Here is a 12,803-nt window from a genome sequence, read left to right on the forward strand (position 1 = left end):
ACATTTTGACCTATCCCATACCTATCCCACATTAATCTAATGCACTACCGAAACAACTATGAACTCAGAAGTTTTCTTGGAAAGAGAAGCCACTGTTCACCTGACCAAGGCATTGATACCCATTTTTGTGAGGGTTAATTCAGCTAGCGATCGCCATGCTCTTCTGTTGAATGCTGAAATTCACTCAGCCTTTATCGCCAACCTGAACCTGAATGCTCAGCCGAATATGTTGGTTCAGAATATTGTGGCAGGGTTCAAACGGTTCCAAGTATCGGGCGATCGCCCCGATTATCATCCCATGATTAATCTGCTAACTTACCTGACGGATTTTGCTGACAGCTATGAGCTATCTGCGCAAGATCTCATCTTTTTCAACCAACTATTTGAACAGGGACATAACAACTTTAATGCCTCAAGAGCTCGTAAGGCTGTTGGTAGAATTGAGTCACCAATTGGAACAGGGATTGGCACAGGAAGCTTAGTAGCTAAAGATTTGCTGCTCACTTGCAACCATATTTTCAGCAAAACCCGTGTTCGGCAGGCATGGATTCGCTTTGGCTACACAATAGGCAGTTATGGATTAGAAGAACCCTTTGAACTAAATTTAGATTTTGTTCGTAGCTCCAATCAGCCTGACTATGCCCTTATTCGGATCAAAGGCAAGTCTGGTATCAATCCGATTACACCTAATAGTACAGAGCTCAACAGTGGACAATCGATTCGCTTAATCCATCATCCTTTGGGCAACCCTGTGATTATTTCGGGTTTAGGGCAAATCGTTCAGGTTGGCGATGAATACATTAACCACAATCTCAATACGGATGAAGGCTCTTCAGGCGCACCAATTTTTAATACTGCTTGGCAATTCGTTGCTATTCATCGGGGTCATCCGGGAATTGGTCGCTCTATGCCTAGAGGTACAATGGAAGGCATACCTGTCCGAGCTATTTGGGATCAAATTCAATCTAACTTGGATTCACGTTGAGCAAGGAGTTTACTCGTGGGAGTTTGGCAGATGATTTCGGAAAACTTCAGTCGTGAAGCGATGAAGTATAAGACCTTATTTTTGCCAGAATACAGAGTTGATCGAGCCTGTGATCCTACGCCAATCAAGGTAGGGGAAACATACTGCCGCATTTGGCTGGTAGAAGTTCAGCTAGCCAAAGACATTCAGTGGTTTAAGCATCGTTATCCAATAGCCCACTCTGCTGTTCGTTTCCATCATGGCAACCAAACTGTCACGATCCCCTATATAGCTGAGCCTGGACACCTGAAAAGCTTAGGAACTAAAGAACTAGGTCAGGTCATCCAATACAACTATCCTTTGACTCCTCTGTTTCCGTTTAATCAGGGACTGGTTGAGATACAAGCAGGTCTATTTAGCGTCGCTGCTAGTGATCCTATCAATCGATTCATTAAGGTGATGAGTCGCTTTTCAGAATTATTACCCATTCCTGAACTGTCATCAGTAGTCAAGATGGCAGAGCCAGTTTATCTGGGTATTGAGGAATTGTTAGATATTGGCGATCGCCACTTGGAGTTAGTCTATCAGCAAACCTTTTCCGACGCTGAGAGCAAGGGAAGCAATTTTCTTAGAGAAGGCTATTTTGCTGTGATTCTCGCAGAGGAGCACAAGTTTAACAATGACGCTTTATGCGTGGTAGATGATAGCTTGCAAGTTGGCTATCCTGGCACAACTAAAGCATTTCTACGTGACCATAAACCTTTGGAAGGCTACAGTTATATGCTGTTCCGCATTGAAAAGCGATCTGCTCAAGACTGGGAGTCGCTAACCAGTATTAAGGAGTTAGTTTATTTAGCTCAAGATGCTGTTGCAGAAGGGAAGTATGAGGAGGTCAAAGCAATATTATTACCTGCTATCGAAACTACCATTTTCCGTAGTCCCGATATAGCAAAAAGCGATCGTCGTCCAATGATCTTAAAAATTAGAAAAACTTTGGCAGATTTTGGACTTCAAGCTACTAGCGGGCAAAGACCATCTCTTCACACCATTATGCAGCAACCAATGCCAGAGGTTAATTCGGTAGTAGAGGCAGAGCTTTCTACTCTTGAGAGAATCTTTAAAGGATAGCCTTTTATCCACTACACCAATTTACGCCTAAGAATCAACTTAATTCATGCAATTTCTAACGCTGAATGAAACTAATAAATTGCTATCAATTTTACTCAGGAATGAATATTTACAAGTAGCTGAATCTTCCACACGCCTTGCGTTGCTAGAGAACTGCAATATTGAATGCTCGTCAATAGATTTGAAGAAGGATCAAAAGTTTTTCATTCCTGATCTATATCGTTTTTTATCAAAGAATAAAGTCAAGGATGGTGATATAGAGGAATTAGCATTAATAATATTCCTTAAGCACATCCTATCTATGAATTTCATATTTGGGTTTGCCGATTTTGAAGAAGACTTTATCACAAGAGTTATTCAGAAATGGGAAATTCAAAAAAACAGCAAACTCATTGAAGATCGAGATCAGATCAGGACTTCACTTAATAGGAATAGGGCACTCTATTCGGCTTCTCACACTTCCCAAGACAATATCAAACTTGACAGCGGAATTATTACAGATTTTGACCTTAAAGATATCGTTGTTCAGCTTAATAAAAAAGTTAATTATCAAGGAGCCTTTGCATTTTCTGTCGGAGGAAATGCCATTTTACTCGAACAGTATATTATAAAACGAGTTAAACAAGAAATATGTTTTTTAACCAAAAAACAAACTGACTATTACGATATCCAAATTTATAAGAATAGTATTTTGAGCTCCAAAGAGATAGAGCAAAAATTTATTAATAAGTATAAAATTGAAGTTTTAAGTGATTTATTTGATTGCCAAGCAAATACTAATGTTTTGGCAATTATATGGAATCATGATATTCCTTTAAAACAAATTCAGCCAATAGCAGAAGCTTTTTGGAACGAGATAAGTGATAGCTTATCATCAATTCTTATAAGACAGAGGCGTTGTTTCATTCTCATTTGGGTAAACGCTAAGCACAAATCCCTGCGAGGCTTCCCTAAGCTAAAAGCACCAGAAAAATTTGTCTTATCTGAGTTGGAAGCTTGGTTCTATGGTCATTTCAAAGAGAAAGGAATTGAAGAAAAGCAGATCGAAGATTATCTTACTCGGTTAAAAATGCATGATGGGCATTTAGTTGCTACTTATAGGGAGATGGATCAAATGATTCATGAGATTTCAGGGAGGCTGTACGCTTTATGAGTGATCTTGCTGAGCGAGAATATAGAGGAGATGGAGTGTGTCGGTACGAGCCTCTCCCAAAGGCTTGGAATGAACCGGAACCATACAAGGCTTCCCCAGTTCTAATTGATGCAGTGAATGTTGCGCTCTACTTGCGTCGTCCTCTGTTACTGGAAGGTGAACCGGGTTGTGGGAAAACTAGATTAGCTTATTCCATTGCCTACGAGCTAGGTTTTCCGCTCTATGAGTGCTATATCCGCTCAACTAGCCGAGCGCAAGATCTACTGTATGACTATGATGCATTGGGTAGGTTATACGACGTTCAAGAGAGCAAGGTAGACAACAACAAAAATCAGATTCCATCTCGCGAGAAATACTTAACGTTGCAGGCATTAGGTGAAGCGATCAAAGATTCACAAAATGATGTTCCTTCGGTTGTTTTAATTGATGAGATTGACAAGGCAGATATTGATTTCCCCAACGATCTACTTCTTGAACTTGATCGACTTCAATTTAACGTTAAAGAAGTTCCTGGTAAAAGCTTTGATGCATTGAAAGGAAAAAGTCGCAAAGAGAGAAGAGATTCATTACCCTTAATCATTGTCACTAGTAATCGAGAAAAAGAACTTCCTAAACCTTTCTTAAGGCGCTGTTTGTTTTGTTATGTTAAGTTTCCGGATCAAAAAATCTTGTTGGATATTGTTAATCAACATTTTCGAACAGGAATAACTCCGTTATTTGAGGTGGCTATTGTAAAATTCTGGGAATTAAAGAGCTTGAGAAGTTGGCGTAAAGATCCAGGCACCAGTGAATTTTTAGACTGGCTTATGGTTTTAGAAAGAGCTGAAAAAGAAAAGAAAATAAGTGCTGGAAAACTTAAAAAAATATCTATTGCTGAATTACCACATCTTGAAACTTTAATTAAGACGCAGAGTGATCGAGATACGCTTGCTAGATTGAGGGTACAAGATGTCTGATATCGACACACTACTTTTTCCAGTCTTTGATGTCTTACGTAGAAAGGGCGTCCCTTTAGGAGTGCCAGATTATCTAGCAGTAGTAGAGGCTATCCATGCTGGTTTAGGATTAGATAGTCAGAATAGCTTGAAAAATCTATGTTGTTTGTTATGGACTAAATCGAAAGAGGACCAAGAGTTATTTAGTATAGAATTTACTGAGTTAGTAGAGCCACGCCTCAAAGGCCTGATTAAGAGTTCACCAAGTCCCAGTGGTTCCTCCGGTAAAACAATTAAGCAATCGGAAGGCTTATCTTCCTACACACCTCCTGCTAATTCTATACCGAGTATGGATGAGCTTGAAGAGCAACTGAAGAATCACTTGCCGGAATCAAGTGATCAAGCTGTCGAAACATCACTATCTGCCCCGGTATATCCAAAGCGAGAGAAAGTTGCAATTACTGATCATGAAACGCATAAAATACATGAAAAGCGTTACAATCTAACGCCTAAATTGCCTTTTAGCCAAAGAGAGATGGCTGGAATTTGGCGACATCTAAAGCGACCTCAAAGAAGTGGGGCTCTAGAAGATTTGGATGTTGAGGAAACCATTAAATTCATTTGTCGTACGGGTACATTTATTGAACCTGTTTTGCAGCCAAGACGATGTAATCAAGCTGGGTTAGTTGTTTTAGTAGATCGGACAGGATCGATGGCACCGTTGGAGCCTTGGATGAATGCCACGATTGAAAGCATTAGTCGGGGTGGGCTTTTGAGGAAACTTAGTTTTTATTACTTTCATAATTATCCCGGTAATTTCCTATACCAATACCCTGGCTTGACCAATCCCTTACCCTTAGAGACGGCTTTAGATAGCCAAGGTAAAGACAACGGTGTCTTGATTATTAGTGATGCAGGAGCGGCAAGAGGTTACTACAACAGCAAGCGATTAGCAGCAACCAAAGAATTTATTAAAATTCTAGGCTCTTATACTTATCTCTATTCATGGCTTAATCCTATTCCCTATCAGCGATGGAAAAATAGCACTGCCGAAGGTGTTGCCAAGCTGTTACCAATGTTTTATTTAGATAGGGACGGATTAAATGATGCTGTAAATATTTTGCGAGGACACCCTTTCCCACCAGAAGTTTGCCTTTATGACTAAGGTGCTAGAAGCGATTATTAGTGCTCCTAGTCCAGTCAGATCTCAGTGGTTATCCCCTGACCTAGCTGTGAGGGAAGTATTGGCATTCGAAAGGCGGTTTGGCTCTGGACACTTAAAGTTAGCCTGTCATGCTGCTCTTCCGCTCATACTCAGCCCTACACTTCTTAATTTAATTCGTATCAATTTCTTTGAAGAGGATGAAGTCCTATGGATTGCCGAAACTGATTTTCTACTTTCTTCGTTATGTTGCCCTGTAGGCGATGGTTTATTCGAAGTAGAACCTGCAATTCGAGAAGTTTTATTAATAGAGTTAGAAGATCAATTTGATTGGGTACGGCCTTTTGAGCTCGCTAGTTTTTTACAGTCCTATTTAGCTCATAAAACTGGATTGGATAGGGCATCAAATATACTACGCACTCAACACTGGATAGCCCAAGCATACCTTAATCCTGACCAGTTAGTTGCTGAATTTAAAGACTTTTTAGACTCAAGTTTAGCCGATGAAAGTTTAGCTGGAATAACCAATCAAACCTTAGCTGCTAATACTTTAGAATTAATAGCAGAGCCTCTATCACGTAGCAGCCGATGGGAAGATTATCAGTATTTAGTTAGTAATACAAATTTGCTTGCTCAACTTCTTTATGAAGATGAGAAAAAACTAAAGAAAAAATTAAACAGTAAGAATTTACAAAATAGCGGTGAAATAAATCTTATTTCACCGCCCCTCTTGCGTTTGTTGGAAACTTTACAAGAGCCTAATACCGTAAATGCTCCTAAATCTATCCTCTCACAAACTGACCCTATAGAGAGTGAGCAGGCTCAGGAAGAGTTGCTCCACGATGCTCTGCACGATGAGCTAACGCGGCTGCCCAACCGTACCTTGTTGATAAATCGCTTGCGTCGGGCGATCGAACGCACTAAAAGTGGTGATGACTATCGATTCGCTGTATTGCTTCTTGACCTCGATCGCTTTGAGGTAGTTAACGACAGCTTGGGAAACGCAATAGGAGATCAGCTTCTGATAGCGATCGCCCGCCATTTGGAAACTTACATCACAACCAAAGACACAATCGCTCGCCTCGACGGTAATGAGTTTGCTATCCTCCTTGAAGATGTTAAGGACTTGACCGATGCCACTCATCTTGCAGAGCGAATTCTGGAGCGGTGGTCATCTCCCTTCAATATAAATGGACAGGAAATCCTTACAACAGCCAGTATCGGTATTGTTTTAAGCGAAGCCAGACACGACCGCCCAGAAGAGTTATTACGAGACGTAGATTTGGCCATGTATCAGGCTAAGTCGCAGGGTCGTGGCCGCTATGAAATATTTGATATAGCAACGCACAATCAGGCTCTGGCATTCCTCCAGTTTGAAAATAACCTGCGACGAGCGGTAATGGGCACTCATTCTGATAGCCCAAGCCAAGAGCTCCAGTTGCGCTATCAGCCGATCGTGTCGCTAGAAACTGGAAGGATTATAGGATTTGAGGCACTTGTGTACTGGCAGCATCCAGAACAGGGATTAATCCTGCCCACTGAGTTCATTCCGACTGCAGAAGAGACAGGTTTAATTGTGCCTCTGGAACAATGGAGTCTATCTGAAGCGTGTCGTCAGCTTCGATCTTGGCAGCAACATTTCCCTGAAAGCCAGCATCTATCAATCAACGTGAACTTTTCCTCAAAACAGTTCAGCCAAATAGATTTGACTCAACAGATCAGCCAAATTCTCAAGCAGAATACTCTAGCAAGTGGAGATCTCAAGCTAGAACTAAACGGGTTCATGGAAGATATCAAAGCAGTAGAAGTTCTGGAGCAGTTAAAATCCTTGGGAGTTAAGCTCCTGTTGGACAATTTTGGAGAGGGGTTCGCTTCCCTCAGCTATCTACACAGATTTCCCTTTGATACACTCAAACTTCCCGAGTCCTTTGTTAGTCGTATGGAAACTGATAACGACGGTGCAGAAATCATCAGGACAGTCACTACGTTGGCTCATAACCTGGATATAAATATTGTTGCAGAAGGTGTAGAAACCGAGGAGCAAATGATGCAACTCACCGCTCTTGGCGTAGAGTATGGCCAGGGCCACTTCTTCGCCCAGCCATTAACCTATGAAGAAGTAGAAGCTCTCATTACCTCAGTACCTCACTGGTTAAACGCGTTCACTTAGTATTACAGTTGTAGATAACGATAAACTGTTTTCCAGATAGCCGGAGAACAGCAATGTTTGATTCTGACCATCCATTTTTAAGTGGTTCAGCGTTAGATGCTCTGTCAGGATGGAGCAATGTCCTCAAATCCTTCCAATCTCGCATCGGTCAACACTTTACTCGTTCGGAAGCGCGTCAAAGTGCGTTTGATTATTTACAAGCCCTGATGAGCCCTGTGGAACGCAAAAATGGATGGCAGATGGCTGAGCAAGTTGGGCACAAAGCTCCCTACCAATTTCAACATTTGCTCGGACGCGCTCAATGGGAGGCAGGCGAAGTTACCCAAACTGTCAGGTTGGTGTATTTCTGGCTTATGTGAACCCGCATGGACACAGCTTGATTGACCGCCGTTTATATTTGCCTCAGTCCTGGTGCAATGATCCAGACAAACGAGTCAAAGCGGGAGTACCCGAGACCGTTGAGTTTGCCACAAAACCTCAATTAGCACAGCAAATGCTGAAGCGTGCCTTTGAGGCAGGGTTACAACCCAAGTGGGTGGTTGCCGATGAAGTTTATGGCAAGGATGGCAAATTCTGGTGGTGGTTGGAGGAGCAATATCAGCAATCGTATCTGCTGACCGTTGCCAGTACTCATGGTGTGTTTATTGGTTATCAGGAGCATCGTGTTAAAGATCTAGCTCAAGCATTGCCTGATGAACAGTGGCAGCGTCTTAGTTGTGGCGATGGCACAAAGGGAGAACGAATCTATGACTGGGCGAGGATAGCAGTCAATTGTGGTAATAAACATCAAATGAAGCGATGGATACTCTTACGACGAAACATCGAAAAACCAGATGACCCGCTTTCAATCACTTATTATCAAGTGTATGCACCCGCTCATACCACAATCGAAGACATGGTGTTCGTTGCAGGACAACGATGGCGAATCGAAGAGTGTTTTGCCATTGCTAAGGACAAGTTAGGCTTGAGTGAATACGAAGTGCGATCATGGAAGGGATGGCATCGGCACATGACTCTAGTGATGGCAGCCCAAGCCTTCTTGACTGTACTGCGGCATCAGGTTGAACCGATACCAGTGCCCAAAAAAAGTTTGCCGGACAACGGACAGAACCCCAACAGTATGGCTGCATTCAAAGCGGCGCGAGGATTATTGTCCTGTTAAGCATTGCTGAATTACTCAAATGGGTTGGGAGACTATTATTTCCAGTCGTTTGGTCATTGGAGCAAGTATTGCACTGGTCAATCTGGCGCAGAACTCATCAAGCCACTGCTCGCTTTTGCCACTACAAAAGGCGATTCGCTCTCTCGCCCAACAACTATCTACAACTGTAATACTCAGGTTTGTCTGTAATAGCAATCTAAAGATTTTCGTTAATTCTGCGAGGATTACAGAGTGGATAGATTACACCTTAAAATTGGAGCTCAGTTACCTTTGATGGGGAAATTGTAGATGTTGAGTGATCGCCTCAGTCAAGTTGAGAAGAGTCTGACGCGACTGCGGGAGCAACTCGCTGGTAAGGAAGACGCTCTTACTACGATCGCACCAGAGGAACGGGTGCGAATCAAGCAACAGATTAGTGACTTGAAAGCTGAAATTAAGCCTTTTGAAGAAGAATACTGGCAGATTTTGACAGAACGAGCAGGATCGTCTGAGATTGCGGATTTAGAAGCAGAGGTAGTGATTGCAGAGATTGTCGAGCGAGCTGAACCTTTACAACGCAATTCGCAATACTCACCTGAAGTCCTAGATTTATTGCAAAAAATCTATATTGAAGTCAGTAAACCTGAAACATCTGCGGCTGCAAAACTTAAAGGGGCGCTCTCATTGCTGCCGCCGTTTATCAGCTTATCCTACGAAGCTGAAATTGACACAGAAAATTTTTTGCAAACGCATTTTCCCACGTTCAGAAGATGGGCTAGGTCACTAGCAAAAAAAAAGATCATAGTCCCTGAGCATCCAAGTCTTGCGGAGCAACTAGAAAGTAAAAGTTACAATAATTCTTCGAGATCCGAAGGTATTAAGGTTGAAAACTACTTAGATATTTTCGGGAATTATGATCTTGATGCTTTAAGTGAAGGTTTAGTTGATCCTCTTGAAAAGGGAAAACTGGTTTTTTTTAACGGCTTATTCGCTACCACGAAATTCTTAGGAGATCTTTTTCCTATATTTGCTAGTACTGAAAATTTAGCTCATGAGGCTAGTGTCATTAATTCTATTGCCTTTTCAAAAAATAAAGGTGAACTTTGGGGCGGTTCAATCTCGGAAAAAAGTAAGAGAAATTGCTCACATGCCAGAAAAAATCCAAACACATTGCTCCTCTTTAAATCCGCTAATGACCAGAATTGTAGCAGATATCCAAAGTTGTCTTTAGAATGGCTTGGCTTCACTCATGTCATACCTGTTAATTTAGAAGTTTGGACTAGATATCTTAATGGTGAGATAGAGGATAATAGCTTTCCTTCGGATTATATTTCTTCTCAAGAAGATGAAACCTATGGTTTGATTATCTTTTCACTGGCTTTGTATAGAAATTGGTTCTCAAAGGATAAGTATGGGTTCAATAAATCGTTGAATGATGTACAAAGCTTGATTAAAGTTTTAATTTATCACTTAGGCTGTTTAATAGACATTCACTTTTATGGGAAACAAGAAGTTCCTATTCTTACTCAAACAGACTCTAAATATTTCTCTAACTTTCTTGAAAGAAACAATTTTATAAAACATCCGGTTAATTCTGCTGATAATTGTCCTATATACCTGAGTCGAATGTGTATAAATGCTGATTAATGACACATCTTTTTTCCACCGTGATAGGTTTACGAGAATAATTGATGTCGGATTTTAAGATCTCATACGCTGTTTTAGTGAAGTGATCGCCAGCTCTGATGGTAGGACGAGTAGTTTATTGATCTGAGGTTGGCATTCAGGAGAGGTTGAGAACTGGGGCTGTTTAAGGATGGTGATTTCATTGGAGCGATCGCCTTCACCCTCCTGTTCTCCAGGTTGTTACTACCTCCAGTTCCGCGATCGCCGTTGCCCCGACCTACAGGAGCCGAAAATCTAAACCGAGGAATCTTAGCCCCTTGTTAGATTTCTGCGAGTTCAAACCTTCGCGCTGAGTCAGCGCATCTTGTGGAAAGACTCCATTTATCTACTTGATGTGGGATGTTTACGGAAAGCATCTACCCGATCATCCGCATAGGCGTTTTATCTGAAAAGATTCAGTCCGATCATAGTTAGCTGGCTGCGTTGCTGGGTTAGGACAATGTTTTAAGGTTGTCTGTGGAACGTTCAGTGTTAGGTTAGTCGAGTCCACATCGATACGTTGCAGACCAATGGATGAGATTGTCATCACTGAGTATGATCCAAACTGGGTGCTACTTTTTGAACAGGAATCTGCACAGATTCAGGCTGTTTTAGATGGAGGTCTCATCACTCGCATTGAGCATTTTGGTAGTACAGCAGTTCCAGGGTTAGCGGCAAAACCCATCATTGATTTGTTGGTAGGGGTCCGCTCACTTACCGAAGCTAGACAGGTTGCAGTTCCTCAGCTAGAGTGCTTGGGCTATGGTTGCTGGTTTGAGAATCCCGACCCTCAACGGATGTTCTTTGTCAAAGGATTACCACCCCATAGTTCACGCACTCATCATATCCATATGGTTGAACCAGACAGCGTTTTGTGGGAGCGTTTGTTATTTCGGGACTACCTCTGCCAGCATTCAGACGAAGCGGCACGTTATGCACAATTGAAGTACCATCTTGCCCAACGTTTTTCGAATGATCGAGAAGCCTATACAACCAGCAAAGCTGAGTATATAGAGTCTGTCATGCAAAAAGCTCGACAACTACCAGCTAGCTAACACATCAGTCCAACGGATGACGAGCGATCGCAGTGCTTAGTTTGAGGCTATCCGCAACCACTAACTTTTGGTAGTTCTATTTCGTAAAGGATGGAGAATATTCAGGAGCCTCTTGAGGCTTGACAGTATGCGGGTGTTAGTTACGAGTTATCTTTCTCGGTTTTTTACAAAAGTGCATTACCGGTAGTCGCAGTAACCTACACGTTTGGCTCTGAACTTCGTGTCGCGGTTCTTACGCTATTTTGGTGAAGCGATCGTAGCCTCTGATGAAGGACTCGTCATTAATTGATCTATGGTTGGCACCCGAGAGAGGAGGTTGAGAGCCGTGGCTATTTGAAGCTTCAGTACACCCTCTTTTGAAGTTTGTTGATATCTCCAGTTCCGCGATCGCTGCAACCAGTAAAGATTTCAAACCTCGTCATCTCTTTCCCCATTGCACTGCCGTCAGATCAAACCCTCACCACGTCGCCAATTTTGCGTTTTCTTTTGTGACGGTGGTTGTGACCTGGGAGAAGTTGGTGGAGTTGATGATGAGCATCAATCTCGTCCTTGCGTTCCTGCATAATGCGTTCAATCACTCTTTGATTGGTGCTGAAGTTCTTCAATCCATTAATGGTGATCGCCCACTTGAGGTCATGAAGCTGGTTGGGGAGGTTGTTGTGCTGCATGATGGCATCAATAGCTCGATGAACGATCGCATCAGCCTCACCAGTTTTGTATTTACGAGGTTTGCTTTCCTCAGTGTTTGTCTTCTCGGCAGTATCTATATCCTGGTTAGCGATCGCAGGTTGCGTTGTTGGGTCTGACTCTGTTACTGGTGCTGGAACTGTCGTTGTCCCTGCTGTAGCGATCGCGGGTTGAGGTATTGCCTCTATCTCCGTTGCTGCTGCCACTCTAGCTGTCTGTGCTAGAGCGATCGCCTTTTGAGCACTATCTTCCTGGCTAACCATTTGTTGAGAGTGCAATTGGAGTTGGATAAACTGAGCCATGACATCCAGCAGCTTGTCGAGTTTAGATTCCAATCCGCTAGCTATGGGTTGCTCTAGAGATGAATTGTTTATGGGTTCTATGGATTGGATTGGTTTCCTAACCTCGCTCTCCTCTATTGGTTCTGGTTCGCCGTCAGCAATTTCAGAAGTGGAAGCGATCGCCTGTATCGTTTCTGTTTCATCAGCGCTCTCTTCCGTTGCAGTAGTCGCGATCGCCTCGATAGGTTCAGCTTCCCTTGCCTCATCAACCGTCGCTTCTTCTTCAGCCAATGCAGCTTTTGCAGATAATTGCTGTACAGACCAAGCGACCCAAGCGGACATTTTATCGGGTTGGAGTTTGCCGTCAAAGTGTTCGAGAATGGAGGCGATCGCGGCTTGGTCATCTTTCCAGATACGCAGGCTCGTGCGTTGCTGACGCCGCCGTTCCCCGATTTGAGTGTC

Annotated in this window: 9 protein-coding genes and 1 pseudogene; 9 read left to right on the top strand and 1 reads right to left on the bottom strand. The window is 42.6% G+C overall.

The features are described from left to right. Window positions 1–58: 58 nt before the first annotated feature. The 9 genes and pseudogenes from NDA01_RS24435 to NDA01_RS24480 all read left to right on the top strand — a co-directional run bounded on the left by NDA01_RS24435 (window position 59) and on the right by NDA01_RS24480 (window position 11,373). A complete protein-coding gene (locus NDA01_RS24435) occupies window positions 59–985 on the top strand; it encodes a trypsin-like peptidase domain-containing protein (protein WP_348230060.1) in 927 nt (308 codons plus the stop codon). Window positions 986–1,000: 15 nt separating this feature from the next. Beyond that, window positions 1,001–2,092: a hypothetical protein gene (locus tag NDA01_RS24440; RefSeq protein ID WP_348230061.1), complete on the top strand. Its 1,092-nt coding sequence runs from the start codon at window positions 1,001–1,003 to the stop codon at window positions 2,090–2,092. Between the two features lie 46 nt (window positions 2,093–2,138). After that, entirely contained in the window at window positions 2,139–3,245 is a 1,107-nt protein-coding gene (locus NDA01_RS24445) for a hypothetical protein (RefSeq protein ID WP_348230062.1), read from the top strand. Then, entirely contained in the window at window positions 3,242–4,201 is a 960-nt protein-coding gene (locus NDA01_RS24450) for an AAA family ATPase (protein ID WP_348230063.1), read from the top strand. Before NDA01_RS24445 ends, NDA01_RS24450 begins: the two co-directional genes overlap by 4 nt. Beyond that, the gene (locus NDA01_RS24455; protein WP_348230064.1) at window positions 4,194–5,345 is read left to right on the top strand and encodes a hypothetical protein; all 1,152 of its coding nucleotides are present in this window, start codon (window positions 4,194–4,196) and stop codon (window positions 5,343–5,345) included. Before NDA01_RS24450 ends, NDA01_RS24455 begins: the two co-directional genes overlap by 8 nt. After that, a complete protein-coding gene (locus NDA01_RS24460) occupies window positions 5,338–7,512 on the top strand; it encodes a putative bifunctional diguanylate cyclase/phosphodiesterase (RefSeq protein ID WP_348230065.1) in 2,175 nt (724 codons plus the stop codon). The genes NDA01_RS24455 and NDA01_RS24460 overlap by 8 nt, the downstream gene beginning before the upstream one ends. A gap of 206 nt (window positions 7,513–7,718) precedes the next feature. After that, window positions 7,719–8,674: pseudogene (locus NDA01_RS24470) on the top strand (IS701 family transposase). A gap of 288 nt (window positions 8,675–8,962) precedes the next feature. Next, window positions 8,963–10,300 carry a hypothetical protein gene (locus tag NDA01_RS24475; protein WP_348230068.1) on the top strand — a complete coding sequence of 446 codons (1,338 nt, stop codon included), beginning with the start codon at window positions 8,963–8,965 and terminating at the stop codon, window positions 10,298–10,300. A gap of 548 nt (window positions 10,301–10,848) precedes the next feature. Then, entirely contained in the window at window positions 10,849–11,373 is a 525-nt protein-coding gene (locus NDA01_RS24480) for a GrpB family protein (RefSeq protein WP_348230069.1), read from the top strand. Window positions 11,374–11,822: 449 nt separating this feature from the next. Here NDA01_RS24480 and NDA01_RS24485 read toward each other — a convergent pair. Next, on the bottom strand, window positions 11,823–12,803 hold a 981-nt coding region (locus tag NDA01_RS24485; RefSeq protein WP_348230070.1), incomplete at its 5' end, for a hypothetical protein.

It is taken from the genome of Trichocoleus desertorum AS-A10, from assembly GCF_039962155.1.
Taxonomy (GTDB): domain Bacteria; phylum Cyanobacteriota; class Cyanobacteriia; order FACHB-46; family FACHB-46; genus Trichocoleus.

Excerpts from the sequence above, each read along its gene's own strand:
- NDA01_RS24435 (WP_348230060.1), top strand. The coding sequence starts at position 59 with ATGAACTCAGAAGTTTTCTTGGAAAGAGAAGCCACTGTTCACCTGACC.
- NDA01_RS24445 (WP_348230062.1), top strand. The coding sequence starts at position 2,139 with ATGCAATTTCTAACGCTGAATGAAACTAATAAATTGCTATCAATTTTA.
- NDA01_RS24450 (WP_348230063.1), top strand. The coding sequence starts at position 3,242 with ATGAGTGATCTTGCTGAGCGAGAATATAGAGGAGATGGAGTGTGTCGG.
- NDA01_RS24455 (WP_348230064.1), top strand. The coding sequence starts at position 4,194 with ATGTCTGATATCGACACACTACTTTTTCCAGTCTTTGATGTCTTACGT.
- NDA01_RS24460 (WP_348230065.1), top strand. The coding sequence starts at position 5,338 with ATGACTAAGGTGCTAGAAGCGATTATTAGTGCTCCTAGTCCAGTCAGA.
- NDA01_RS24475 (WP_348230068.1), top strand. The coding sequence starts at position 8,963 with ATGTTGAGTGATCGCCTCAGTCAAGTTGAGAAGAGTCTGACGCGACTG.
- NDA01_RS24480 (WP_348230069.1), top strand. The coding sequence starts at position 10,849 with ATGGATGAGATTGTCATCACTGAGTATGATCCAAACTGGGTGCTACTT.